22 protein-coding genes and 1 pseudogene are annotated in these 24,074 nt (G+C 73.0%); 8 read left to right on the top strand and 15 right to left on the bottom strand.

Features of this window, described 5'->3' with window-relative positions:
• On the bottom strand, nt 1-297 hold the full coding sequence (locus tag LRS14_RS22135) for a hypothetical protein (RefSeq protein WP_046112513.1): 297 nt from the start codon (nt 295-297) through the stop codon (nt 1-3).
• Between the two features lie 66 nt (nt 298-363).
• On the opposite strand from LRS14_RS22135, the gene LRS14_RS22130 reads away from it, so the two are divergent.
• Complete coding sequence (locus LRS14_RS22130; protein WP_257801132.1) at nt 364-666, top strand: hypothetical protein; 303 nt, start codon at nt 364-366, stop codon at nt 664-666.
• 59 nt (nt 667-725) lie between these two features.
• On the opposite strand, the gene LRS14_RS22125 is transcribed toward LRS14_RS22130, so the two are convergent.
• From LRS14_RS22125 to LRS14_RS22115, 3 genes are all read right to left on the bottom strand, one after another.
• Nucleotides 726-1,190, bottom strand: coding sequence for a peptidase dimerization domain-containing protein (locus tag LRS14_RS22125; protein ID WP_052736209.1), 465 nt, complete (start codon nt 1,188-1,190; stop codon nt 726-728).
• Between the two features lie 17 nt (nt 1,191-1,207).
• Complete coding sequence (locus tag LRS14_RS22120) at nt 1,208-2,950, bottom strand: peptidase M20 (protein WP_257801131.1); 1,743 nt, start codon at nt 2,948-2,950, stop codon at nt 1,208-1,210.
• A gap of 162 nt (nt 2,951-3,112) precedes the next feature.
• Nucleotides 3,113-4,036, bottom strand: a complete 924-nt coding sequence (locus LRS14_RS22115; RefSeq protein WP_257801130.1) for a LysR substrate-binding domain-containing protein — start codon at nt 4,034-4,036, stop codon at nt 3,113-3,115.
• Nucleotides 4,037-4,139: 103 nt separating this feature from the next.
• On the opposite strand from LRS14_RS22115, the gene LRS14_RS22110 reads away from it, so the two are divergent.
• From LRS14_RS22110 to LRS14_RS22090, 5 genes and pseudogenes are all read left to right on the top strand, one after another.
• The gene (locus LRS14_RS22110) at nt 4,140-4,844 is read left to right on the top strand and encodes a haloacid dehalogenase type II (protein ID WP_257801129.1); all 705 of its coding nucleotides are present in this window, start codon (nt 4,140-4,142) and stop codon (nt 4,842-4,844) included.
• 33 nt (nt 4,845-4,877) lie between these two features.
• Entirely contained in the window at nt 4,878-5,669 is a 792-nt protein-coding gene (locus LRS14_RS22105; protein WP_257801128.1) for an aldolase, read from the top strand.
• Between the two features lie 35 nt (nt 5,670-5,704).
• Nucleotides 5,705-6,994, top strand: a complete 1,290-nt coding sequence (locus LRS14_RS22100) for a lytic murein transglycosylase (RefSeq protein WP_257801127.1) — start codon at nt 5,705-5,707, stop codon at nt 6,992-6,994.
• A gap of 15 nt (nt 6,995-7,009) precedes the next feature.
• Nucleotides 7,010-7,492, top strand: coding sequence for a hypothetical protein (locus LRS14_RS22095; protein ID WP_257801126.1), 483 nt, complete (start codon nt 7,010-7,012; stop codon nt 7,490-7,492).
• A 179-nt stretch (nt 7,493-7,671) separates the two neighbouring features.
• Nucleotides 7,672-9,078 (top strand): annotated as a pseudogene (locus LRS14_RS22090) (hybrid sensor histidine kinase/response regulator); the annotation flags it as partial.
• A gap of 19 nt (nt 9,079-9,097) precedes the next feature.
• On the opposite strand, the gene LRS14_RS22085 reads toward LRS14_RS22090, so the two are convergent.
• Both LRS14_RS22085 and LRS14_RS22080 read right to left on the bottom strand, forming a co-directional pair.
• Complete coding sequence (locus LRS14_RS22085; protein WP_257801125.1) at nt 9,098-10,546, bottom strand: bifunctional diguanylate cyclase/phosphodiesterase; 1,449 nt, start codon at nt 10,544-10,546, stop codon at nt 9,098-9,100.
• 67 nt (nt 10,547-10,613) lie between these two features.
• Nucleotides 10,614-12,713 (bottom strand): ATP-binding protein, encoded by a 2,100-nt coding sequence (locus LRS14_RS22080; RefSeq protein ID WP_257801124.1) that lies wholly within the window; start codon nt 12,711-12,713, stop codon nt 10,614-10,616.
• A 173-nt stretch (nt 12,714-12,886) separates the two neighbouring features.
• Between LRS14_RS22080 and LRS14_RS22075 the strand changes: the two genes are divergently transcribed.
• Both LRS14_RS22075 and LRS14_RS22070 read left to right on the top strand, forming a co-directional pair.
• Entirely contained in the window at nt 12,887-14,188 is a 1,302-nt protein-coding gene (locus LRS14_RS22075) for an HD-GYP domain-containing protein (RefSeq protein WP_257801123.1), read from the top strand.
• Between the two features lie 76 nt (nt 14,189-14,264).
• Nucleotides 14,265-15,311: an endonuclease/exonuclease/phosphatase family protein gene (locus LRS14_RS22070; RefSeq protein WP_257801122.1), complete on the top strand. Its 1,047-nt coding sequence runs from the start codon at nt 14,265-14,267 to the stop codon at nt 15,309-15,311.
• A gap of 6 nt (nt 15,312-15,317) precedes the next feature.
• Here LRS14_RS22070 and LRS14_RS22065 read toward each other — a convergent pair whose 3' ends face one another.
• The 9 genes from LRS14_RS22065 to paoA all read right to left on the bottom strand — a co-directional run bounded on the left by LRS14_RS22065 (nt 15,318) and on the right by paoA (nt 23,976).
• Entirely contained in the window at nt 15,318-15,938 is a 621-nt protein-coding gene (locus tag LRS14_RS22065; RefSeq protein ID WP_046112503.1) for a DedA family protein, read from the bottom strand.
• A gap of 10 nt (nt 15,939-15,948) precedes the next feature.
• Complete coding sequence (locus LRS14_RS22060) at nt 15,949-16,233, bottom strand: DUF2894 domain-containing protein (protein ID WP_404977622.1); 285 nt, start codon at nt 16,231-16,233, stop codon at nt 15,949-15,951.
• Between the two features lie 5 nt (nt 16,234-16,238).
• Nucleotides 16,239-16,667: a DUF2894 domain-containing protein gene (locus LRS14_RS22055; protein ID WP_257801121.1), complete on the bottom strand. Its 429-nt coding sequence runs from the start codon at nt 16,665-16,667 to the stop codon at nt 16,239-16,241.
• Entirely contained in the window at nt 16,660-17,310 is a 651-nt protein-coding gene (locus LRS14_RS22050) for an OmpA family protein (RefSeq protein WP_257801120.1), read from the bottom strand. The genes LRS14_RS22055 and LRS14_RS22050 overlap by 8 nt, the downstream gene beginning before the upstream one ends.
• Complete coding sequence (locus tag LRS14_RS22045; RefSeq protein ID WP_257801119.1) at nt 17,307-19,316, bottom strand: DUF802 domain-containing protein; 2,010 nt, start codon at nt 19,314-19,316, stop codon at nt 17,307-17,309. The genes LRS14_RS22050 and LRS14_RS22045 overlap by 4 nt, the downstream gene beginning before the upstream one ends.
• Before the next feature lie 48 nt (nt 19,317-19,364).
• Complete coding sequence (locus LRS14_RS22040) at nt 19,365-20,075, bottom strand: DUF3348 domain-containing protein (protein WP_257801118.1); 711 nt, start codon at nt 20,073-20,075, stop codon at nt 19,365-19,367.
• Between the two features lie 85 nt (nt 20,076-20,160).
• Complete coding sequence (paoC, locus tag LRS14_RS22035; protein WP_257801117.1) at nt 20,161-22,371, bottom strand: aldehyde oxidoreductase molybdenum-binding subunit PaoC; 2,211 nt, start codon at nt 22,369-22,371, stop codon at nt 20,161-20,163.
• A 4-nt stretch (nt 22,372-22,375) separates the two neighbouring features.
• Nucleotides 22,376-23,326: a xanthine dehydrogenase family protein subunit M gene (locus LRS14_RS22030; RefSeq protein WP_046112498.1), complete on the bottom strand. Its 951-nt coding sequence runs from the start codon at nt 23,324-23,326 to the stop codon at nt 22,376-22,378.
• Nucleotides 23,323-23,976, bottom strand: a complete 654-nt coding sequence (gene paoA / locus LRS14_RS22025; RefSeq protein WP_257801116.1) for an aldehyde dehydrogenase iron-sulfur subunit PaoA — start codon at nt 23,974-23,976, stop codon at nt 23,323-23,325. The genes LRS14_RS22030 and paoA overlap by 4 nt, the downstream gene beginning before the upstream one ends.
• Between the last annotated feature and the right edge of the window lie 98 nt (nt 23,977-24,074).

The raw sequence follows: 24,074 nt of genomic DNA, 5'->3' as shown, positions 1-24,074 counted from the left end.
TCAGGCCAGCGTGCGGGCCAGCAGCCAGGCTGCACCGGTCATGGCGGCCCCGCCGCCGCACAGCACCGCCCACACCCGCAGCAGCCCGGCTGCGGCGAAGGCCCAGCAGAACATGCCGAGGAACACCAGGAATGCCAGCAGGTAGACCAGCGTGCGCGCATCGCCAAAGGGCATGCCGGCCTGCATCAGCAGCACGATGCCCAGCGACACGAAGCCCCAGGTGAAGACATAACCACCGCCCAGGCTGGCGGCGATGCGGGAGGCCACGTGGAGCGGGGAGGGGGAGGTACTGGCCATGCTTCAACTGCGAATGATTCGCAATCATAGAGGCATAGCGGCGCCCGCGGCTACCATGCCCCCGCCATGCACTACCTCCGCTTCGACACCAGCGACAGCACCGACGGCATCCACACGCTGGAAGCGCTGGCCTCCACCCGCGCCGACCGGCACGCGGCGGTGATGGCCGAGGTGCGGCAGGTGCTGGATTGGGCCCGTCAGCACCATCTCGACGGTCCCGGCCCGCTGGACGAAGGTCATGGCTGGGACCACGACCTGGCCGTGTCGCACGAGGACGGCGGCTGGGTGGCGGTGTCGCTCACGCTCACCGGCAGCGAGGCCTTCGCGCAGTCGCTGCTGGCGACCTTCGGCGCCGACGACGACGAATGAAAAAGGGCAGGCCCGCGGGCCTGCCCAGTCCCTGTGCAGCGCGTGGCTGCCAGCCTTCTTCAGCGTGGTGTGATGGTGTAACGGATGGTGGCCGGGGCACCGCCGGTGAGGTCGCCTTCCTTCACGTTGCGGAAGGTGTTCTCGGCCTCCACGCCGGCCTTCACCGCCGCATCCACCTGCGCCGTCATCGCCTGCAGCGCGGCCGCATCGGCTGCGGTGAGCGTCACGGTGTAGCGCGCATCGCTGGCGATGCTGTTGACCGAGTTGCCGCCATTGAGGCCGCTGACGCGGTAGGCCCCCGCCGGCAGGCCCGCGGCCTTCAGCTTGAGCAGGCTGCGGCCGGCCGCATGCACGGCACTCGTGCGGCCGTAGGCGCCGTTGCTGTGGCCGCCCGGTCCCTGGAACTCGACCAGCAGGCTGCCGGTCTGCTGGGCGGCCGCCGGCAGCGCCGCCAGGCCGCAGGCCGCGCTGCACAGCAGGGCCGCGATGGCCCGGGTCATCTTGGTGTTCATCGACTTCGCCATGGCGTGTGTTCCTCGTTTCACTTGACTTCGGCGGTGCGCGCACCGATGGCCGGTGCGGCCGGCGGCACCACCGTGCCATCGGCGGCGTGGTAGCCCGAGGCGATCAGCGCGGCCATCAGCACCCGCTGCATGCGCTGCACTTCCTTGGCGGATTCACCGGGGATGCCCCATTCCCAGAACGCATGGCCGCCGCCGCCGCTGGCGTTGGTCGCGATGTTCAGGTTGATGGTGGGCACGCCAATGGCGGCGGGCACGTTGTCGTTCAGGCTGCTGGCGGCGGTGGAGATCTCGTCGCGCTTGTCGATGCCGACGATCTCGGCCGACTGCCAGGCCGCCTGGATGGACACGTCGCTGAGGTTGGTGCGCTCATGCGGCGGGCGGTCGCCGAACCAGGTGAGCTCCATCTTCACCGCCTGCGCGGTGTTGTCGGGCACGCCATAGCGGCTGTTCTCTTCCGTCACACCGGCCTGGAACAGCGGCTCGATGCGGCTGCGGATCTGGTTCAGCGGTTCCAGCCGCGGCGAGCGCATGTCCACCTGGATGGTGCAGCTGGGCACCACGTCGCTGCCGGCGGCGGGGTCCTCGCAGCTCACCACGCCCACGGTGTAGGTGGTCTTCAGGGCTTTGTTGTCCTCGTCCCAGGGCGTCTTGATGTCGGCGATGCGCGCGATGGAGGCTGCGGCCGCTTCCAGCGCGGTGGGCTGGTTGGGGCCCGGCGCGGTGGGCGCGGTGTACTTCATCTCGAAGCGGTAGCTGCCGATGAAGTTGATGGTGCCGCCGCCGCCGTCGATGCCGAAGTTGGTGACGAAGTTCAGCGGGTTGGTGCCGGTGCCCAGGTTCTGGTCGTAGCCATACAGCTGCTTCATGCCGGCCAGGTTGCCCTTGCCTTCCTCGCCCGCGGTGCCGCAGAACCACATGTCGTACACCGGGCGCACGTTGTACTTCTTCATGGCCTTGGCCAGGTTCAGCACGCCCGAGACATTGCCCATCGCGTCGCCGTAGCCCGGCACGTACAGGCGCACCGCGCCGGCGGCCTTGGCGGCGTCCTCGCTGGCGTAGTACTGGCGGGCCTTGATGTAGTTGGCGTCCTGCACGATGCGGCCATTGGCATCGAAGGCCAGCTCGTTGGGAATGGCGGCCAGCTGCGCCGGCGTCGTCACGATGGCGTCGGCGATGGGCTGAAGCTTGATGGGCTCGTACGGGTTGCTGGCCGGCGGCAGCACCTCGGGGTTCACCGTGTCGATATGGCCTTCCACCAGCACCTTGGGGAACTGGCCGCGGTAGGCCTGCGCGCCGGCGCTGCTGGAGTAGCTGCCCTTGATCTCGACGCACACGTTGTGCACCGGCAGGCCGTCCACCAGCTGCACGTCCGAGCCCGGCAGCTGGCCGTCGGCGCGGGTCTTGATCTCGCTGGGCGCGAAGCCCCATTCCTGCAGCATGCGGCGCTCGATCTCGGCGGCGCGGCGCATCTCGGCGCGCGAGGGCGAGGCGATGCGCACCAGCTCCATGTGCTGGTCGAAGCGGGCCTGGGCATTGGCGGGTGTCAGCCACTCCTGCACCATGGCCTGCAGCGTGGCGTCGCTGTTCATCTTCTGCGAGGCGGCCAGCACCTGCGGGGAGATGGTGGGCACGTTGGCGCCGGTGGCCGGCGGCGGTGCCGGCGGGGTCACCGGCGTGTCGTCATCGTCGTCGCCACCGCAGGCGGCCAGGGCCAGCGCCACGGAGCAGGTCAGCAATCTCAGGTTCAAGTCTTTTGCCATCAGGCCTCCTGTTGAAGGCCAGGCTTTCCGCAACTCATGTGCCATTCGGGCCCCAGGCCGGCCACCAAGTTGTGACCGAATGAAGGCACCTTGCGAATCAATGCTTTACGCAAGCTTCATGCACTGCCATCGGGGGCCGGCGCTGCAACGTTTGGATGCGCTTCACACGGAATGCCGACGTGCGGCCCAGCGGCCCGCACGGGATTCCGACGCCTGGCCCGCTTGCGCGCCGAGCTGCGCCACCAGGTGGTCGGCCAGCGACTGCAGGTGTCGCTCCATGCTGCCGCCGCGCGCGACGGCACTGCCGCGCACCAGGGCCAGTTCGGTGCCCGGCGGGCGCTCGAAGCCCGGGGCCGGCGGCAGCACCCGGTGGCTGGGCAGCACCGCGGTGGTGGGCAGCAGGCTCACGCCCAGGCCGGCGGCCACCGCGGCCTGGATGCCGGTCAGGCTGTGGCTGCCGAAAGCCTGCCGCCAAGGCCGGCCGGCCCGGTCCATCGCCCGCAGCACCCGCAGCCGGTAGAGGCAGCCCGGGGGAAACAGCACCAGCGGCAGCGGCCCTTCGGCTGGCACGAAGCCGGGCGCGGCCACCCACACCAGCTGCTCGGGCCAGCGGGCCAGGGCCTCGCCGCTGCCGGGCTCGCGCTTGAGCAGGGCCATGTCCAGCTCGCCGGCCGCCAGGCGGCGCTGCAGCTCGCTGCTCATGCCGCTGACCGTATCCAGCCGCAGGCCGGGCTGCGCCTGGGCGAAGCCGGCCAGCATGGCCGACATGCGCTGCGCATCGAAGTCCTCCGGCACGCCCAGGCGCAGCACCGCCTGGGCGCCGGGCAGGGCCAGGGCCTCCTGTGCTTCCTGGGCGATGGCCAGCAGCCGGCGCGCGTAATGCGTGAGCAGCTCCCCATGCGGCGTGGGCAGCGCCTGCTTGCCGCTGCGGTCGCGCTGCAGCAGCGGCCGGCCCACACGCTCCTCCAGCCTGAGGATCTGCTGGCTCACGGTGGACTGGGTGCGGTGCACACGCTCCGCGCCGCGGGTGAAGCTGCCTTCCTCCACCACGCACACCAGGGTCTTGAGCAGGTCGAGATCGAGCATGCGCTTATTGTGAATGCCACTGAGGCTTGCGCAAAGATTCGATTTCACAATGAGGCCGGAACTGCGCATGCTGTCGGCCTGTTCAACGCAAGGAGAGGCGGTCATGCCCTTGGATTCCACGCCCCGGCCCACGTGGCTCACCTTCGACTGCTACGGCACGCTCATCCAGTGGGACGAAGGCCTGCAGGCCGCGGTGCAGGAACTGCTGTCGCGCAAGGGCGCGGCGGAGCTGCCGCCGGCGCGCCTGATCCAGGTGTACGACCGCCACGAGCATGCGCTGGAGCAGCAGCCGCCGCACCGCAGCTTCCGCGAGGTGGCCGGCGAAGGCCTGCGCCGCGCGCTGCAGGAGCTGGACCTGCCGGCCGAGCCGGACGATGCGGCGCTGCTCACCGGCCGCATCGGCGCCATGCCGCCGTTCGCCGACGTGCTGCCCGCGCTGCGCTGGCTGAAGGCGCGCGGCCACCGCATCGCCATCGTCAGCAACACCGACGACGACATCATCGCGGGCAACGTGGCCCAGCTCGGTGGCCTGGTGGACCGCGTGATCACCGCCCAGCAGGCCGGTGCCTACAAGCCCGACCGCCGGCTGTTCGACCATGCGCATGCCCAGCTGGGCGTCACGCCGGCGCAGGTGGTCCACATCTGCGCCAGCCCGCACCTGGACCATGCCGCGGCCCGCGACATCGGCTTCCGCTGCATCTGGGTGGACCGGGGCAGCGGCCGCCGGCTGCTGCCCGACTACCAGCCCGACGCGATCGTGGCCGACCTGTCGCAGCTGCCGCCGCTGTTCAGCGCGCTGGGCTGGTAGAACAGCCTCCTGCGCCGCACTGGAGTACCCCCGATGGCCCACACGCTGGAATCCACCGCCCCCGCCCCGACCCGCACCCGCGCGCCGCTGCTGGACAGCGACGCCGTGCAGCAGGCCCGCGTCGAGCTGGCCGCCTGCTTCCAGGCGGCCGCCCGCCACGGCCTGGAAGAGGGCATCTGCAACCACTTCTCGGCACTGCTGCCGGGGCATGACGACCTGTTCCTGGTCAATCCGTATGGCCTGGCCTTCCGCGAGGTCACGGCCTCCACGCTGCTGGTGTGCGACCTGGATGGCCACGTGCTGGCCGGCGAGGGCCGGCCCGAGGCCACCGCCTTCTACATCCACGCCCGGCTGCACCGTGCGCGGCCCACGCTGCGCGCGGCCTTCCACACCCACATGCCGAATGCCACCGCCCTGAGCATGCTGGCCGGCCCGCCGCTGCTCTATGCGGGGCAGACGGCGCTGAAGTTCCTTGGCCGCGTGGCCGTGGACGAGCACTACAACGGCCTGGCGCTGGACGTCGCCGAGGGCGACCGCATCGCCGCCGCGCTGGGCACGGCCGACGTGCTGTTCCTGAAGAACCATGGCGTGATGGTCACCGGCCCCACCATCGCCGAAGCCTGGGACGACCTGTACTACCTGGAGCGCGCGGCCGAGGTGCAGCTCAAGGCCATGGGCACCGGCCGGCCGCTGCAGCCGGTCGACGCCGAGGTGGCTCGCCGCACCGCCGCCCAGATGCGCGCCGGCGACCCCGAGAGCGCGCGTGCCCACCTGGCCAGCGTGATGCGGGTGCTGCGGGCCGAGGGCCATGCGTTCGACCGGTAACGGCCGTGCCGCCCAGGGCGGCGAGAATGCAGGCGATGCATCCGTACCTGTTGTCCACCGCCTGGCGGGCGGCCCTGGTGGGCGCGGCGCTGGCGGGTTGTGCCACCGCGCCCGGCCCCGCCCCTTCGGCGCCGCCGGCCGCCTCCCCGCCGCCCGCGGCTGAAGCCGCCACCGAGCCCGCCGCCGCCGCGGCCGCCGCGCACCAGGCCGCCTTTGCGCGCTGGGTGGCCGGCTTCCGCGCCAGCGCCGCCACCGCCGGCATCGGCGAAGCCACCCTCGCCGCCGCGCTGGACCCGGTGCAGTACCTGCCGCAGGTGGTGCAGCTGGACCGCGCGCAGCCCGAGTTCAGCCGCCCGGTGTGGACCTACCTGGACAACACCGTCACCCCGCAGCGCATCGCGCAGGGGCGGGAGAAGCTGGCCGCGCTGCAGGCCGAGCTGCAGGCGGCCGAGCAGCGCCATGGCGTGCCGCCATCGGTGGTGGTGGCCATCTGGGGCATGGAGAGCAACTACGGCGGCAACTACGGCAGCACGCCCACGCTGGACGCGCTGGCCACGCTGGGCTTCGAGGGCCGGCGCCAGGCCTGGGCGCGCGAGCAGCTGCTGGCCGCGCTGCGCATCGTGCAGAACGGCGACATCGACCGCGAGCACATGGTCGGCTCCTGGGCCGGCGCCATGGGCCAGACGCAGTTCCTGCCCACCAGCTTCCTGACCCATGCGGTGGACGCGGACGGCGACGGCCGGCGCGACATCTGGGGCAGCATGGCCGACGTGGTGGCCTCCACCGCGCAGTACCTGGCCCGCTCCGGCTGGCAGGCCGGCCAGCCCTCGGCCGTGGAGGTGCAGCTGCCGCCGGGATTCGACCTGGCGCGGGCCGATGGCCTGCTGCGCCAGCCTGCCAGCGCCTGGGCGGCCGAAGGCGTGCAGGGCCTGCAGGGGGCGCCGCTGCCCGCGCTGGACGATGCCGCGCTGCTGCTGCCCGCCGGCGCCCGCGGCCCGGCGCTGCTGGTGGGGCCCAACTTCCGCGCCATCCTCCGCTACAACAATGCCACCAGCTATGCGCTGGCCGTGGGCCTGCTGGCCCGGCAGATCGACGGCGGCCCGCCGCTGCAGGCGGCCTGGCCGCGCGAGCTGCAGCCGCTGTCGCGCACCGAGCTGCGCCAGCTGCAGGCGGCGCTGGCCGAACGTGGCTTCGATGCCGGCACGCCGGACGGCGTGCTGGGCCCGGCCACCCGCGAGGCCCTGCGCCGCTGGCAGCGCAGCGTGGGCCTGCCGGCCGACGGCTACCCGGACGCCGGGCTGCTGCAGCGGCTGCTGCAGCGCTGAGGCACCGGCCGCCGCATGCCCAACACCCGCATCCTCGGTTTCCGCGGCCCGGCGGCGGCCAGCCGGGCGTTGGGCGCGGTGGCGGCGGCGATCGTCGCCAGCGTGCTGGCGGTGGCCGGCGGCTCCATCTGGCAGCTGCGCCAGCAAGCCGAGCAGGCCGCGCGGCTGAATGCCGACAGCGCGACCGTGGCCGTGGCCGCCCATGCACACCAGGTGTTCTCCTCCGCGCGCCATGTGCTGGAGGGCCTGGCCGCCCGGCTGGAGGCGGCCGACGTGCAGGACGTGCAGGCCTTCAAGCAGCGCTTCGCCGATGGCGCCACCCATGCGCTGCTGCGGGCGCAGGCGGACAACTTCCAGGCGCTGGACGTGCTCTCGGTGGTGGCAGCCGACGGCGACCTGGTGAACTTCTCGCGCGGCTTTCCGGCGCCGGTGATGAACATCCTCGGCCGCGAAGGCGTGGCCGAGAGCCCCCCGGCGCCGATCCGCAGGCCCTGCTGATCACCGCGCCGCGGGTGGCCATCGTCAACGGCCGCTGGACCTTCTACGTGGTGCGCCAGCTGCACACCGCCGACGGCCGGCTGCTGGGCATCGTGCAGGCCGGCATCCGCACCGACTACTTCGCCGACTTCTACCAGCGGCTGCAGGTGCGCCCCCAGGGCCCGGGCGGCTATCCCACCATGCTCAGCCTGCTGCGCGCCGACGGCGTGGTGCTGGCCACCGCGCCCCATGACGACCAGCGCCTGGCCCGCCCGCTGCAGTTGCAGCCGGGCGCTGCCGATCCGCTGACCGCGGTGCGCGCGGTGGAGGGCTTTCCGGCCCAGGTGGCCGCCACGGTGCATGCCAGGGACTACCTGGCCGCCTGGCTCACCCAGGCGGGCCTGGTGGCCGGCCTGGCGCTGCTGAGCGCGGGGCTGCTCAGCATCACCTTCGCGCTGCTGGTGCGGGTGCTGCGCCGGCGCGAGCATGAGCTGGCCGCCGACCGCCGGCTGCGCATCCAGGCCGAGCAGGCCGACCGCGCCAAGACCGAGTTCCTGTCCACCATCACCCATGAGCTGCGCACGCCGATGAACGGCGTGCTGGGCACCGCCGAGCTGCTGCTGCAGCCGCAGCCGCCGGAGCGCCAGCGCGCGCTGGTGGAAACGCTGCTGGGCTCGGGCCGCCGGCTGCTGGCCATCATCAACGACATCCTCGACCTGACGCAGATCGAGGCCGGCACGGTGCTGGTGCAGGCGGTGGCCTTCGACCCGGCGGCGGTGGCCGAGGAAGTGCGGCGGCTGCTGGCCGCCAGTGCCGAGGCCAAGGGCCTGCGGCTGCTCAGCCACACCGAAGGCCCGCTGCCGCCAGCGGTGCTGGGCGACGCCGGCCATGTGCGCGAGGTGCTGATCCGCCTGGTGGGCAATGCCATCAAGTTCACCGACCAGGGCCAGGTGCTGCTGGTGGTGCAGGCGCGGCCGCCCGCGCCGGGCGCACCCGCCGTGCCCGTGCTGCGCTACCGGGTGGAGGACACCGGCATCGGCATCGCGCCGCAGGCGCGCGAGCGGCTGTTCAAGCCCTTTGCGCAGGGCGATGCCTCGGCCCAGCGCCGCCACGAGGGCGCGGGCCTCGGCCTGGCGCTGGCGCAGCGGCTGGCCTGGCTGCTGGGCAGCCGCATCGACTACGAGGCCCTGCCCGGCGGTGGCACCCGTTTCTGGTTCGACCTGGCGCTGCCGGCCGCCGCCGCGCCCGCGTCGGCGCCCGCACCGGCGGCTGGCAGCCTGCCCGCCGCGCCCGGCCCGCAGGCTGCCGCCGGCGCGCCGCATGTGCTGGTGGTGGAGGACAACCTGGTCAACGCGATGATCGTGCAGGCGCAGCTGGCCAGCCTGCAGTGCACCAGCACGCTGGCCGAGGACGGCGAGGCCGCCCTGCGCTGCCTGCGCGAAGGCGGCTACGACCTGGTGCTGATGGACTGCATGCTGCCGGCGATGTCGGGCTACGACGCCACCACCCTGTGGCGGGCCATCGAGCACACCGAAGGCCTGCCGCACCTGCCCATCGTGGCTCTGACGGCCAACACGCTGGCCAGCAACGTGGCGCTGTGCGCCCAGGCCGGCATGGACGACTTCCTCACCAAGCCGGTGGCGCTGGAGCGGCTTCGCGCCGTGCTGCACGAGCGGCTGGGGCCGCAGCGCTTTGCGCCGCCGGCGCAGTCCGCGGTGGAGGAGGCCGGTGCAGCAGCTGCTCGAACGCCGCCACCGGCAGCGGCCGGCTGAACAGGAAGCCCTGGAACTTCTCGCAGCCCAGGGCCGCCAGGAAGGCGCGCTGGGCCTCGGTCTCCACGCCTTCGGCGATCACGTCCAGGCCCAGGCTGGTGCCCAGGCCCACCACCGCCTTGACGATGGCCGCGTCGCGCTCGGCGGCCAGCATGCCGGCCACGAAGCTCTGGTCGATCTTCAGCTGGTGCAGCGGCAGCCGGCGCAGGTAGCTCAGCGACGAGAAGCCGGTGCCGAAGTCATCCAGCGACAGCAGCACGCCCTGGCGGCTGAGGAACTGCATCTTGGCCACCACCTCCTCCAGGTTGTGGGCCAGCGTGCTTTCGGTCAGCTCCAGCTTGAGCTGCCGCGGCTCGGCGCCGCTGCGCCGCAGGATGTCCAGCACCCGCTGCTCGAAGCCCGGCTGCGCGAACTGCGAGGCACTGACGTTGACCGCCACGCACAGCGCGGCCGAGGCGGGGTCCTGGCGCCAGGCGGCCAGCTGGCGGCAGGCGGCATCCAGCACCCAGTCGCCCAGCGCCGGCATCAGGCCGCTGCGCTCGGCCAGCGGGATGAACTCGCCCGGCGACACCAGCCCGCGCGCCGGATGCAGCCAGCGCACCAGCGCCTCGGCGCCGATGATGCGGCCGTCACAGGCCACCTGCGGCTGGTAGTGCAGCAGCAGCTCGCCGCGCAGCAGCGCGTCGCGCAGCTCGGTCTCCAGGCCGTCGCGCTCGGCCACGTCGGTCTGCATCACATGCACCGTCAGGTACAGCATCAGCAGCGCGGCGGCCTGGTCCCACCACAGGGCGGCGGCGCGCACGGGATCGGGAATGGCCAGCACCGTGTGCCAGCGCGGATCGACGCAGGCGAAGAAGGCATAGGTGAACAGGCACAGCAGCGGCGCGCCGTGGCGCAGCCAGGGCGCTTCCTCGCGCATCAGCAGGCTGCACACCACGCCCAGCGCCAGCAGGAACAGGTGCATGGTGCGCGGCAGCTCGGGCGAGGGCACGTCCAGCCAGCCCGCGCTCACCGTCACCACCAGGTACACGGTGGCGGTGGCCAGCAGGCTGGCCGCGCGCAGGCGGTCGCGCTGCACCAGCCATACGGCGGTGGCGGTGGCGGCCACTGCCAGCAGGTCCAGCGCCACGTTCCACCACGCGCCGCTGAAGGCGAAGAACATCGCCCAGCACAGCGCCACGCCGCCCGACACGCCGCTGCCGGCCAGCACGATGAGCCGCACGCGCCGCTGGTGCAGGCTGGTGGCGCGCGGCGCATGCGCCCGGCGCCCGGCGGGTGCGGAAAGGAATCGGGAATGCGGCATGGGGGAAACGGACGTCCCCTGCGTTATCGGCCGCCCGCGGCGCGGGCGTAGGGCGGCCGGCACCGGCTCAGCGCGACTGCACCGCGTCCAGCGCCGCGAACAGCTCCTCCAGCCCGGCCACCACCTCCTTGATGGCGATGGGCTTGCTCCAGTAGCGGAAGAAGCCCAGGTCCAGCGTGGCCTTGACCTGCGGCGGCATCGCGTCGGCACTGACGGCGATGCAGGGGATGTGCCGCGTGCCGGGCTGGGAGCGCAGCTGCTTGAGCACCTCGTAGCCCGACATGTCGGGCAGGTGCAGGTCCAGCAGTATCACGTCGGGATGCTCGCTGGCGGCCAGCGCCAGGCCGGCCTGGCCATTGGGCGCGGTCACCAGCCGCCAGGTGGGCAGGCTCTCGAACACATGCTGCATCAGCAGCGTGTTGACCTCGTCGTCCTCGATGTAGAGCACCACGCGGTGGCGCCGGGCCGGCGTGGCGGGCGGCACCGGCGCGGGGGAGGGCGCGGGCACCGGCGCGGCCGGCAGGGCCGAAGCCGCGGCGACGGACGGCGGCGGGGCCGGGAAGGCCGCGCCGGGCGGCGGCGGCATGTCGCGGGCGGTGGCCGCCAGCCGCGCCGCCGGCGCCGTGCCCGCGGGCAGCCCGTCGGCCAGCGGCAGCAGCACCTCCACCCGGGTGCCGGTGCCCGGCTTGCTGTGCACCCGCAGGTCGCCCTGCATCGCCTGCACCAGCTTGCGGGTGATCACCAGACCCAGGCCGGTGCCACGCACCTCGGTGCGCTCGGCGCCCAGGCGGTTGAAGGGCTCGAACAGCCGCGCCAGCTGCGCCGGCGTCATGCCGCTGCCGGTGTCCTCCACGGCCAGCACGCCGTGCTCGCCGCCGGCGGCGGTCTCGAACAGCACCTGCACCGTGCCGTGCGGCCGGTTGTACTTGATGGCGTTGGACAGCAGGTTGTCCAGCACCTGGGCCAGCGCGTCGCGGTCGGCCAGCACCGGCGGCGCCTCGGCGGCGATGGCGGTGGTGAGCACGATGCCCTGCGCCCGCGCCTGCGGCAGCAGCGCCACCGCGCAGCGGTCCACCGCGTCGCCCAGGTCGATGGGCTCGGGCTTCATCACCGCACGGCCTTCCTCCACGCGGGAGATGTCCAGCAGCTGGTCGATCAGCGACATCAGCCGCGTGCCGGACTGCTGGATCACCTCCAGCCGGCGCCGCTGCTGCGGCGACAGCGGCGCGCTCTGGTCGGTGGCCATCAGCTCCACGAAGCCCAGCACGCCGTTCAGCGGCGTGCGCAGCTCATGGCTGATGCGCGACATGAATTCGCTCTTGCTCTGGTTGGCCTTCTCGGCGGCCAGCTTGTCGCGGCGCAGCGCCTCCAGGTTCTCCGCCTCGGTGATGTCGCGGCAGGTGCCGATCAGCCGCTGCTCCTCCTCCACGAACTGGAACAGCATCTGCAGCGTGCGCGGGCCGCCGCCGGCCACCGGCAGCCGCACCACCAACTCCTCGGTGAAGCCCTCCAGCGGCAGCGAGGTCAGGCTCTGGTGCGCCACCAGCCGGTCTTCCGGCGCCAGGCGCTGCAGCCAGGCCTGCAGCGGCAGCCAGGTCTGCTGCTCGCGGATGTCGTGGTGGCCGCAGGCGATGGCGTCCAGGCCCAGCTGCATCGAGGCGGGGTCGAACTCGATGATGCCGATGCCGGCCGCGCGGGCGGCCAGCGTCCAGCGGCGGTGCAGCGTGCGCAGCTCGCGGTTGACGCGCTGCTCCTGCGTCACGTCGATCAGGAAGCCGTGCCATACGGTGCCACCGTTGAACGAGGTCTCGGGCGCGGCCGTCACCTCGTACCAGGCGTCCTCCACCCCCGGCGGGCGGATGCGGATGCGGGTGCGGCAGGTGTGGCCGAATTCGCGCGACTGCACCAGCTGGTGTTTCAGCCGGCCCAGGTCGTCGGGCGGGATGTGGCGGCGCGCCACGGCGGCATCGCGCGCCAGCTGCTCGGCCGGCGTCATCAGGATGCGCTGCAATTCCTCGCTGGCGAAGGGGAAGGCCCATTCGCCATCGGGCGAACGCTGCAGCTGGAAGGCAGCGCCGGGCAGCTTGTGCAGCGCCGCCACCGCCGATGGCGGCATGGCCGGCGGGCTGTGCTCCGCCGGCGGATGGCTCCCCGCGCTAGCCGGCATGGTGGCGACCGCAGGACGAAACGGAGGCCTGGCGTGGACGAGGTAGCATGTACTGCAAATTGTGAATGCGACTCGTAACTATTTTCTAGGGGCTTGACGCGGCGCACAACGCCTGCTTGCGGGGAGTGGCGCCAACGCCTCAGCTTTGCACCGGCGCCGCCGAAAAACCTGTCATGTTGTGGTTTGCCGCCCCGCCGGTTGCACCGGGCTCGACCGAGGGCACGTTCGAGACGATCGACGTGGCGCGGCTGCGCGTGGGCATGTTCGTCCGGCTTGACGTCGGATGGATGAATCATCCCTTCCCGGTGTCGCAGTTCCGGCTGTCCAGCCCGGCGCAGATCGACGTGCTGCGCTCCACCGGCGTGCACCAGGTGCGCTGGTCGCCGGCGCTCAGCCATCTGGCGGCCGAAGCCGCGCCGGAGGCACCCGCTGCGCCCACCGCGCCCGAGCCGCCGAAGGCCGACCCGGCGGCCGATGAGCTGTGCCGCCAGCGCGACGCCCTGGCGCGCTGCGAGCAGCAGTTCGCCGAGGTGGCCGATGCGCTGCGCGACATCACCCGGGCGGTGCCCGCCAGCCCGCTGCTGGCCGGCCGCCAGGCCGATGCGCTCGCCCGTGCGCTGGTGCGCAAGCTGGGCGATGCCGGTGACACCTGCGTGCAGCTGCTGGCCGACGCCGCCGCCGACGACGGCACCGGCCATGCGGTCAATGTGAGCGTGATGTCGTTGCTGCTGGGCCGGGCGCTGGGCTGCAGCCCGGCCGAGCTGGCCGAGCTGGCGCTGGGCGCGCTGCTGCACGACGTCGGCAAGCTGGAGCTGCCGCCCGAGCGCTGGCATGCGCAACCCGCCAGCGGCGCGCTGCACCAGTCCGCCTACCGCAGCCATGTGGCGCTGGGCGTGGCCCAGGCGCGGCGCATGGCGCTGCCGCGGCGGGCCAAGCTGGTGATCGCGCAGCACCACGAGCGCGACGACGGCCAGGGCTTTCCGATGCGCACCGCCGGCGGCCGCATCGATCCGCTGGCGCGCGTGGTGGCCATCGCCAACCGCTACGACAACCTGTGCAATGGCCCCTGGCCCGGCCAGGCGCTGACGCCGCACGAGGCGCTGGCCCGCCTGTTCGGCGAGGAGGCGGCCGCCTTCGAGCGCAGCCTGCTGGAGCATTTCGTGCGCGTGGTGGGCGTGTACCCGCCCGGCACGGCGGTGCAGCTGAGCGACGACCGCTATGCGCTGGTGGTGGCGGTGGACCCGGCGCGCCCGCTGCGCCCGCGCCTGTTGCTGCACGAGCCGGGCCGCCCGGCCACCGAGGCCGCTTTCACCGAGCTGGCGACGCAGCCGCGGCTGTCCATCCGCCGCAGCCTGCGGCCCGAGGCGCTGCCGCCCGAGGTGCGGCGCCAGCTGGCCCCGCGCAGCCGCCTGCGCTACTTCTGGGAGTGCGTGCCCGCACCGGCCGACACCACCCCACCTGCGGGCGCCATGTAACTACCCGCAGCCTGTCACCGGGACGGCTGCGCGCAGCACGTATGCTCGCCCCCGTTTGAAGCAGGGGCAGTACAAGGTGGAGACAGGTCTTTTGATCGTGGGCGGGGTGCTGGCCTTGGCCACCGCGCTGGCGTTGTGGCGTCGGCAGAGCTGGTGGGTGCGCATCTTCGATTTCCCCCGGCTGCAGATCGCCGGCGGGCTGCTGCTGGTGCTGCTGGGTCACCTGGCGGTGGCGGGCATGTCGGGGTGGGACATGGCCTTCCGCGCGCTGCTGCTGGGCTGCCTGGCGCTGCAGGTGTGGCGCATCCTGCCCTACACCCGGCTGGCACGGGTGGAGGTGCTGCAGAGCGAGCAGCGGCAACCCCGGGAGCCGTTGCGGCTGATGTTCGCCAACGTGCTGCAGCCGCAGCACCGCAGCGAGAAGCTGCTGGAGCTGATCCGCGAGGCCGACCCCGACGTGGTGCTGGCGCTGGAGACCGACGACTGGTGGGCCCAGCAGCTGGCGCCGCTGGCCGAGCGCTACCCGCATGACGTGCTGCTGCCCCAGGACAACACCTACGGCATGCTGCTGTATTCACGGCTGCCGCTGCATGACGTGGAGGTGTCGTACCTGATCGAGCCCGACATCCCCTCCATCCACTGCACGCTGGAGCTGCCCACCGGCCTCAGGGTGCGGCTGCACTGCCTGCATCCGCGGCCGCCGGCGCCGGCCGAGCATCCGGACTCGGTGCCGCGCGACGCGGAGCTGCTGGTGGTGGGCAAGGCCATCAAGGGCGACCCGATGCCCACGGTGGTGATGGGCGACCTGAACGACGTGGCCTGGTCGCACACCAGCAGCCTGTTCCGGCGCATCAGCGGCCTGCTGGACCCGCGGCGCGGCCGCGGCTTCTACAACACCTTCCATGCGGCGCACTGGCTGGTGCGTTATCCGCTGGACCACTTCTTCCACTCCAACGACTTCAAGCTGGTGGAGTTCAGGCGGCTGCCGGCCTTCGGCTCCGACCACTTCCCGGTGTACATCCACCTGAGCCACGAGCCGCAGGCGCAGGCCGAGCAGCCCGAGGCCCATGCCGATGGCAAGGACCAGCAGGAAGCGCGGGAGAAGATCGACGAGGCGGTGTAGGCGGCCTCAGGCCTTGCCGCTGCCGCCGGCCGGCTGCGGCTTGAAGCGCACCACGCGCCACACGTAGGCCGCCAGCGCGAAGCCCAGCACCGCCTTGGCCACCGGGTCCATCCAGCGGGACACCTCCTCGTAGCGGCTTTCCAGCAGCAGGCCCACCGCGGCCAGCGCGCCGGTCCACAGCAGCGTGCCGGCGGCCGACCACAGGAGGAAGCGCCCGAACGGCATGCCGGTGACGCCGGCCGGGGCCGAGATCACGCTGCGCAGCCCCGGCACCAGCCGGCCGAAGAACACCGCCACATGGCCGCGCTGGTCGAACCAGCGGTCGGCGCGCTCCACGTCGTCGGGCGACAGCGTGAGCCAGCGGCCATGGCGGCCGGCCCATTGCTTCAGGCGCCGGTCGCCCACCCAGCGGCCGGCGAAGTACCAGGGCAGGGTGCCGGCCAGCGAGCCCAGCGTGCCCGCCAGCACCACGCCCACGGTGCTCAGCTCCCCCTTGGCGGAGGCATAGCCGGCGAACGGCATGATGAGTTCCGAGGGAATCGGCGGAAACACGTTTTCCAGCAGCATCAGGGCGGCGACCGCCCAGTAGCCGTGCTGTTCGATGAGTTGGATGATCCATTGCGCCATGGCGCGGACCTCAGCCAACGCCGTGCCTGCGGCCGCGGCCTGGCCTGCGCGGCGGGCTTTCCTGCCGGCCGGTGGGGATCTCGCCGCCGTTGACCTGGTCCAGCCACATCAGCGCATCCACCTGCGCGACGAAATGCTGCAGGTAGTCGGGCGACAGCGCCCGCATCAATGCCAGCGAGCGGTGCACCAGCTGCTGCGAATTCAAGGGCCCGGCGTTGTCCGGCACCTGGGCCAGCGACTGGTTCAGCCGCTGGTCGGCGCTCAGCCGCGACCAGGTGCCGCGGAACCAGCGCAGCGCCTTCAGCTCGGGCGAGGCCTCGGCCTCGGCCCCGGGCAGCGGGCCGGCCGCGGCAGGGGTGGCCCGGGGGATACATCCGCCGGGTCGGCCGGGGCCGCGCCGGCGGACTGGCGGGCGGCATGCGCCAGCAGCCCGGCCAGCGGGCCGGGGCCGAGCCGGGCGCCTGGCAGGGCGCCGGTGGCCGCATCAGCGGCCGGCGCGGCGCCGGCCCTGGTGGCGGCCCACCAATAGGCGGCCATGGCCTGGCGCAGCCGTGCCTGCAGCAAGGTGCGCGCGGTGGGCGGTCGCGTCTGCAGCCGCTCGCACATCGCCTCCAGCAGCCGGAAGCGCACCGGATGGGCGGCCGCCAGGCCGGCGGCGCGCCAGTGGGCCAGCACCGCGGCGGCGTCGAAGCCGGCGTCCGCTGCCGGGCTGGCCGGGGCCTCACTCACGGGTCGGGGCCGTGGTGCGCGGGCGCGGCGTGGGCGTCATCTCCACCCGGCGGTTGCGTGCCCGGCCCTGGGCATCGGCATTCGAGGCCACGGCCTGCTGCGAGCCGAAGGCTGCCGCGAACACCGACGACGTCGGCAGGCCTTCCTCGATCAGCGCCCGGGTGACGGTGAGCGCGCGCTGGGCCGACAGCTCCCAGTTGTCCGCGAAATGGCGGCTGCGCTCGCGCACCAGGCGGTCGTCGGTGAAGCCGCTGACCATCAGCACCTCGTCGCGCTGCTTCAGGTAGGCGGCCAGCGGGCCGGCCAGGCTGCGCAGCAGCTGGCGGCCCTCGGGCTGCAGTTCGGCCGAGTTGAATTCGAACAGCAGGCTGCCGCTGATGCCGATGCGCCCGTCCACCAGCCACACGCGGCCGGCCGCCAGCGGGCCGGCCAGCGCGGCCTCCAGCGTCTGCAGCCGCTGCACCTGGGCCTGTCGGCGGTCCAGCTCGGCCTGCAGCCGGCTGGACATCTCCAGCTGCAGCCCCAGCGCGCACACCAGGATCAGCACGAAGGCGCCCAGCAGGCCGGCCATCAGGTCGCCGAACACCGCCCACACCGGCACCTGGGTGTCCAGGCCGGCGTCCAGTTCGTCGCGCGCGGTCATGCGGCGCTACCGGCCGGGGCGCGGCGCTCGGCCATCTGCTGCAGGTCTTCCACGATCTGCTTCTGCGACATGATGCTGAGGTCGATCACCTCCCGCGCCTGGGCCACGTAATAGGCCAGCTGTTCGTCGCTGCGGGCGGTGGCGCGGCCCAGCGCGGCCTCGATGCGCGAGAGCTGCTCCACCAGCTGGTCGCTGCTGCGGCTGAACAGCTCCACGCCGAAGCCGAAGGCCTCGCCCAGCCCGGCCACCTCGGCCGCGCCGGCGCCCAGCTGGCCGGCCGCATCGGCCAGCGCGCCGGCCTGGGCCTGGGCGTTGTGCTCCAACCGGTGGGCGGCACCTTCCAGCAGACCGGAGGCATCGGCCACCAGGCGGTCGATGGCGGCGCGCTGCTCGCCGGCGGCATGGTTGACCGCCTCCAGCAGCGTGCCCAGCGTCTGCAGCATGCGGTTGCGCTCGTCCAGCAACGCGTTGTCCTGCACCAGGCTGTCGGACAGCTTCTGGCGCAGCTCGGCGATCACCTCGGCGGCCGCGCGCGGCGCTTCCGCCGCGGCCTGCAGCAGGCGCTCGATCTCGGCGATGGTGCGGCGGCTGTGGGCCTCGGCCTCGACGGTGATGCGGCCGGCGGCCTCGGCCAGGCGGTCGCACAGCTGCTGCTGGCGCTCCGCCGCGGCCTGGCTGCTGCTGCGCAATTCGTCCTGCAGCGCCTGGCCGTCGGCCTGCAGGCGGTGGATCAGCGCGCTGGCGGCGGCCTGCGATTCGGCCTGCAGCAAGGCGGCCTGGGCAGCCAGCGCCTGCTGCCAGGCGGCCAGCCGTTCGGCGTCGGCAGCGGACTGCGCAGCCAGGCGCCGGCCCTGCGCCTCGTCCACCGACTGCAGCAGCGTGGTGGCCTGGCGGCCCAGGCCGTCGGCGGCGACCGCCAGGGCCGCGCGGGTCTCGTCCAGCAGCTGGCGGCTGCCGTGCTGCTGCTGCGCCAGCGCGCCGCGCCAGTCGGCGGCCACCTGCTGCACCGCGTCTTCCAGCCGGCCGGACACCTCGTCCACCAGCGCGGCCGATCGGCCGTCGAAGCTGCGGCCCACCTCGGCCAGCGTGGCCTGCCAGGTGGCGGCCAGGCCGTCCATCTGCTGCTGCACCGCCTGCTGCAGCGTGTGCTGCAGCAGGCGCGTCTCGGCGGCGATGCCGGCCATGGTGGCCTGCACAACCGGCTGCAGCGTGGCGCCGGCCTGGCGCGCGCTGGCGGCCAGGCTGTCGTTCAGCGCCCGGCCCACCGAGCTGGCCAGGCCGGTGTAGGCAGCCTCGGCCTGGTGGTGGAAGCGCTCCTGGCTGCCCGCCAGGCGCTCATGCAGCGCCTGCTGCTGCTGCGCCATCGCGGCCACCATCTGCTGCAGCTGGTCCACCAGCGCGGGCATGGCCTGGGCCTGCTGCTGCAGCAGGCGGAAGGATTCGTCGCGGCGCCAGGCCTGCGAGAAGCCGTGCAGGCTGGTGGCGATGCGCAGGTCCAGCCGCTGCACGGCCAGCAGGCGGTCGCGCCGGCACAGCGCGGCCATCAGGCCCAGCATGGCCGAGGCGGCCACGCCGGCCACCGAGGTGCCGAACGCCAGCCCCAGGCCCTTGACCGGCGCCGACAGCGAGGCGCGGATGCTGGCCAGATCGGTGGCGCCCTGCAGCGCCTGGCCGGTGCCGTCCAGCGTGACCACCATGCCCAGGAAGGTGCCGAGCATGCCCAGCAGCACCAGCAGCCCGGCCAGGAAGGGCGTGAGCGCCGGGCCGGGCAGGCCCACGCGCTCGCCTTCGATGCGCAGCCGCACCGGCTGGCGCAGCGCCGGATGCAGCCGGGCCAGCCAGTCGTCCAGCCGCGCCGGAGGCTGCTCGTCGGCCACGGCCGCGGCCAGGGTGGCGGTGGCCTGGCGGAAGCGGTGCAGCTCCAGCGCGCCGGCACCGAAGAAGGCGGCGATCAGCAGCGTGATGGCCAGCGTCAGCGGCTGGCCGGCGACGCTGCCCGCGGCCACCCAGCCGACGGCGGCCAGGCCCGCAACCAGGGCCGCATGGAAAGATGTCTAGTCATGTTCGAAGGCCTGCTTCACGCCCAGGGCTGCCAGCAGGCCGAGGACGGGTTGGAATCGAATGTCCAGCTCGGCGCGCAGCACCGCCTGCAGCTCCTGCCGGAACAGCGGCCGCCAGGCGGCGGGGCCGGCGTCGGCCTGGCTGGCGGCCAGCCGGCGCAGGCGCGGCTCCAGCAGGCCGGGCACGGTGGCCAGCAGCCGCCGCTCCTGCGGCGCCAGCACCTGCGTCATCACCGCATCGACCTCGGCCAGCCGGGCGCCGGCGGCCGACTGCGCGGCCAGCGCCTGGCGCAGCCGCGCGCGCAGCGGGCCGATGGCCGCCTCCATCGCCTGCTGGCGGCTGCGGTAGAGCCGGCGCAGCGGCGCGAAGTCGGGTACCGCAGCCGGCTCGCCGGCGTCGTCGGCCGCGTCGCCCGCGGGCGGCGTGTCGATGGCCTGCCGCAGGCTGGCATGCAGCCGGCGGCTTTCGTCGGCCAGCGCGCGGACGACGGGGGAGGGCGCGGCGGGGCCAGGCGTGGCCGCCGCCGGCACCCCGGCACCGCCGAGGGCCGCATGCAGCGAAATGGCATCCGCCCAGCCGAGCCACTGGCTCAGCCGTTCGGGAAACACCTGGTTGGAAGCGGGCGCCCCGGCCTCGGCCAGGCGGCCGAGCAGGCGCACGAGCGCCGAGCCGGTGACATCCATGCGCCTCGGGGCATGCGCCATGACGCCAGCAGACATTCGGGAAGAAAAACCCGGCAGTCTACCCGGCCGACCCTGGCCGGCCGGGTGGGCGGCGCCCGCCGCCGGATCAGGCCACGGCGGGCAGCTTGTCCAACAGCTTCTCCAGGGTCACCGGATAGTCGCGCACCCGCACGCCCGTGGCATGGTGAACCGCATTGGCGATGGCGGCACCCACGCCGCACAGGCCCAGCTCGCCCACGCCCTTGGCCTTCATCGGTGAGGACGTCGGATCCGCCTCGTCCAGGAAGATCACGTCCTGGTGCGGGATGTCGGCATGCACCGGCACTTCGTAGCCCGCCAGGTCGTGGTTGACGAAGAAGCCGTGGCGGTGGTCCACCGCCAGTTCCTCCATCAGCGCCGCGCCCACGCCCATGGTCATCGCGCCGATCACCTGGCTGCGCGCCGTCTTCGGGTTGAGGATGCGGCCGGCCGCGCACACCGCCAGCATGCGCCGCACGCGGATCTCGCCGGTGGCGGCATCCACCGCCACCTCCACGAAGTGCGCGCCGAAGGTGCTCTGCTGGAAGCGCTTGTCCAGGTCGCCGTACTCGATGCGGTCCTCCGCCACCAGTCCCTGGGCGCCGGCCGCCTCGGCCAGCGTCATGCTGCGGCCGCCGCCGCGCACCTGCCCGCCGCTGAACTCCGCGTCGCCCGCCGGCACGCCCAGGCGCGCAGCCACCGCCTCGCGCAGCTTCATGCAGGCCGCGTACACGCCCGCGGTGGCATTGTTGGCGCCCCACTGGCCGCCCGATCCGGCCGAGGCCGGGTAGCTGGAATCGCCCAGCCGCACCGCCACCTTGTCGATGGGCAGGCCCATGGTCTCCGCAGCGGTCTGGGCCACGATGGTGTAGGTGCCGGTGCCGATGTCGGTCATGTCGGTCTCCACCGTCACCATGCCGCGGTCGTCCAGCCGCACCCGCGCGCCGGAGGCCTGCTGCATGTTGTTGCGGAAGGCCGCGGCCATGCCGGTGCCCACCAGCCAGCGGCCCTCGCGCCGGCTGGCGGGCTTGGGGTTGCGCTGGTTCCAGCCGAAGCGCTCGGCGCCGATGCGCAGGCAGTCCGCCAGCCGGCGCTGCGAGAAGCGGCGCTCGGGCTTCTCGGGGTCCACCATCGTGTCGTTGAGGATGCGGAACTGCACCGGGTCCATGCCCAGGCGCTCGGCCATCTCGTCGATGGCGATCTCCAGCGCCATCATGCCCGGCGCCTCGCCAGGGGCGCGCATCGCATTGCCCTCGGGCAGGTCCAGCACCGCCAGGCGCATGGCGGTCATGCGGTTGGCGCCCGCATACAGCAGCCGGGTCTGGTTCACCGCCGTCTCGGGCGAGCCTTCGGGCAGGTCGCCCGACCAGCTCTCATGGCCGATGGCGGTGATGCGCCCGTCGCGCCCCGCGCCGATGCGGATGCGCTGCAGCGTGGCCGGCCGGTGCGTGGTGTTGTTGATGATCAGCGGCCGCTGCAGCGCCACCTTCACCGGCCGGCCCACGGCCTTGGCGCCCAGCGCGGCCAGCAATGCATCGGCGCGCAGGAACAGCTTGCCGCCGAAGCCGCCGCCGATGAAGGGCGACACCAGCCGCACCTTCTCCTTCGGGATGCCCAGCGTCTTGGCCAGGTCGCCGGTGGTCCAGTCGATCATCTGGTTGGACGTCCACACGGTCAGCTGGTCGCCCTCCCACGAGGCCATGGAGGCATGCGGCTCCATCATCGCGTGCGACTGGTCGGGCGTGGTGTAGCGCGCGTCCAGCTTCACCGGCGCGGCGGCGAAGGCCGACTCGAAGTTGCCGACCGCCGTCTGCGTGGGGCCGCTGTTCTCGTTGGGCTTGGCCAGGGGCGCGCCGTCCTTCACTGCCTCCAGGTCGAAGGCGCCGGGCTGCTTTGCATAACGCACCTTCACCAAGGCGGCCGCGGCGCGGGCCTGCTCGAAGCTGCCGGCCACCACCAGGGCCACGGCCTGGTGGTAGTGCTGCACCTCGGGCCCGGCCAGCAGCCGCGCGGTGTTGAGCTTGCCCTTGTCGAGCTTGCCGGCGTTGTCGGCGGTGATGATGGCCAGCACGCCGGGCGCGGCGCGGGCCGCGCTGGTGTCGATGGACTCGATGCGGCCCTTGGCGATGCCGGCGCCGATCACATGGCCGTAGGCCGGCTGGCGTGCCACGTCGTGCCGCTCGTAGGCATACAGCGCGGTGCCGCTGGTCTTCATCGGCCCGTCGATGCGGGACAGGGGCTGGCCGACGACCTTCATCTGGTCGATCGGATTGGTGGTGGCGGGTGTGTCGAACTTCATGGCGTCAGGCCCTCGTGTCGGCCAGCACGGCGGCGAGCGTGCGCTCCACCAGCGGCAGCTTGAATGCGTTGTGCTCGGTGGTGCGCGCGCCGGCCAGCAGCTGCGCGGTGAAGGCCTTGGCCCCCTGCGGCAGCAGCGGCTCGGCCGCCTCCAGGCGCCAGGGCTTGTGCGCCACGCCGCCCACGGCCACGCGGCCGCTGCCGTCGGGCTGGATCACCGCGGCCACCGACACCAGTGCGAAGGCATAGGAGGCGCGGTCGCGCACCTTGCGGTAGACATGCCGCCCGCCCACCGGTGGCGGCAGGCTCACGGCGGTGATCAGCTCGCCGGCTTCCAGCACCGTGTCCACCTGCGGCGTGTCGCCGGGCAGCCGGTGAAAGTCGGCGATGGGGATGGTGCGGGCGCTGCCGTCGGGCCGCACCGTCTCCACCGTGGCGTCCAGCACCCGCATGGCCACCGCCATGTCGCTGGGATGGGTGGCGATGCAGGCGTTGCTGGTGCCCACCACCGCCAGCTGGCGCGAATAACCGCCCTGCGCGGCGCAGCCGCTGCCGGGCTGGCGCTTGTTGCAGGGCTGGTCGGTGTCGTAGAAATAGGGGCAGCGGGTGCGCTGCAGCAGGTTGCCGGCCGTGGTGGCCTTGTTGCGCAGCTGGCCCGAGGCACCCGACAGCAGCGCGCGCGACAGCACCGCATAGTCGCGCCGCACGCGGCTGTCGGCGGCCAGGTCGGTGTTGCGCACCAGCGCGCCCACGCGCAGGCCGCCGCCCGGCTGCGGCTCGATGGCATCCAGGCCGATGCCGTTGACGTCCACCAGGTGGGTGGGCGTCTCGATCTGCAGCTTCATCAGGTCCAGCAGGTTGGTGCCGCCGGCGATGAAGCGGGCGCCCGGCGTGCGGCGCGCCGCAGCGGCCGCCTCGGCCGGCGTGCGCGCGCGTTCGTAGGTGAAGGCCTTCATGCGCGCACCCCCGCCACTTCGTTGATCGCATCAACGATGTTGGAGTAGGCGCCGCAGCGGCAGATGTTGCCGCTCATGCGCTCGCGCAGTTCTTCCGCGCTGAGCAGCGGCTGCGCCTGCAGGTCGGCCGTGACGTGGCTGGGGATGTTGGCCCGCACCTCGTCCAGCACCGCCACCGCCGAGCAGATCTGCCCCGGCGTGCAGTAGCCGCACTGGTAGCCGTCGTGCCGCACGAAGGCGGCCTGCATCGGATGCAGCTGCGTGAACGTGCCCAGGCCTTCGATGGTGGTGATGCGCGAGCCCTCGTGCATGACCGCCAGCGACAGGCAGGCATTGATGCGCCGGCCGTCGGCGATCACGGTGCAGGCACCGCACTGGCCGTGGTCGCAGCCCTTCTTGCTGCCGGTGAGCTGCAGGTGTTCGCGCAGCGCATCCAGCAGCGTGGTGCGGTTGTCCAGCGCCAGCGTCTGGGCCTGGCCGTTGACCTCGAAATTGACGCGGGTGGTGGGCGGCAGCGGCTGGCTGCCGGCCGGCTGGGCCGCGGCCTCGCCGGCCATGCCGCCGGCGGCCACCGACGCGGCGCCGGCCAGCAGCACCTCGCGGCGGTTGAAGGCCGCGCCGGCCGGGTTGCTCGATCGATCAGTGTCCATGGGTGTTGCTCCTGGCCGCCATCGGCCGTTGGGCGCGGGTCGGCAAACACCGAGCCTGCGGACGCGCCGCCGCGCATTGGTAAGCTGGTCGCATCCCA

The organism is Aquincola sp. J276, from assembly GCF_024700035.1.
Lineage (GTDB): Bacteria > Pseudomonadota > Gammaproteobacteria > Burkholderiales > Burkholderiaceae_C > Aquincola > Aquincola tertiaricarbonis.
This window is presented reverse-complemented; position numbering and strand designations above follow the sequence as displayed.

Excerpts from the sequence above, each read along its gene's own strand:
- LRS14_RS22135 (WP_046112513.1), bottom strand. The coding sequence starts at position 297 with ATGGCCAGTACCTCCCCCTCCCCGCTCCACGTGGCCTCCCGCATCGCC.
- LRS14_RS22130 (WP_257801132.1), top strand. The coding sequence starts at position 364 with ATGCACTACCTCCGCTTCGACACCAGCGACAGCACCGACGGCATCCAC.
- LRS14_RS22125 (WP_052736209.1), bottom strand. The coding sequence starts at position 1,190 with ATGGCGAAGTCGATGAACACCAAGATGACCCGGGCCATCGCGGCCCTG.
- LRS14_RS22120 (WP_257801131.1), bottom strand. The coding sequence starts at position 2,950 with ATGGCAAAAGACTTGAACCTGAGATTGCTGACCTGCTCCGTGGCGCTG.
- LRS14_RS22115 (WP_257801130.1), bottom strand. The coding sequence starts at position 4,036 with ATGCTCGATCTCGACCTGCTCAAGACCCTGGTGTGCGTGGTGGAGGAA.
- LRS14_RS22110 (WP_257801129.1), top strand. The coding sequence starts at position 4,140 with ATGCCCTTGGATTCCACGCCCCGGCCCACGTGGCTCACCTTCGACTGC.
- LRS14_RS22105 (WP_257801128.1), top strand. The coding sequence starts at position 4,878 with ATGGCCCACACGCTGGAATCCACCGCCCCCGCCCCGACCCGCACCCGC.
- LRS14_RS22100 (WP_257801127.1), top strand. The coding sequence starts at position 5,705 with ATGCATCCGTACCTGTTGTCCACCGCCTGGCGGGCGGCCCTGGTGGGC.
- LRS14_RS22095 (WP_257801126.1), top strand. The coding sequence starts at position 7,010 with ATGCCCAACACCCGCATCCTCGGTTTCCGCGGCCCGGCGGCGGCCAGC.
- LRS14_RS22085 (WP_257801125.1), bottom strand. The coding sequence starts at position 10,546 with ATGCCGCATTCCCGATTCCTTTCCGCACCCGCCGGGCGCCGGGCGCAT.
- LRS14_RS22080 (WP_257801124.1), bottom strand. The coding sequence starts at position 12,713 with ATGCCGGCTAGCGCGGGGAGCCATCCGCCGGCGGAGCACAGCCCGCCG.
- LRS14_RS22075 (WP_257801123.1), top strand. The coding sequence starts at position 12,887 with ATGTTGTGGTTTGCCGCCCCGCCGGTTGCACCGGGCTCGACCGAGGGC.
- LRS14_RS22065 (WP_046112503.1), bottom strand. The coding sequence starts at position 15,938 with ATGGCGCAATGGATCATCCAACTCATCGAACAGCACGGCTACTGGGCG.
- LRS14_RS22050 (WP_257801120.1), bottom strand. The coding sequence starts at position 17,310 with ATGACCGCGCGCGACGAACTGGACGCCGGCCTGGACACCCAGGTGCCG.
- LRS14_RS22040 (WP_257801118.1), bottom strand. The coding sequence starts at position 20,075 with ATGGCGCATGCCCCGAGGCGCATGGATGTCACCGGCTCGGCGCTCGTG.
- paoC (WP_257801117.1), bottom strand. The coding sequence starts at position 22,371 with ATGAAGTTCGACACACCCGCCACCACCAATCCGATCGACCAGATGAAG.
- LRS14_RS22030 (WP_046112498.1), bottom strand. The coding sequence starts at position 23,326 with ATGAAGGCCTTCACCTACGAACGCGCGCGCACGCCGGCCGAGGCGGCC.
- paoA (WP_257801116.1), bottom strand. The coding sequence starts at position 23,976 with ATGGACACTGATCGATCGAGCAACCCGGCCGGCGCGGCCTTCAACCGC.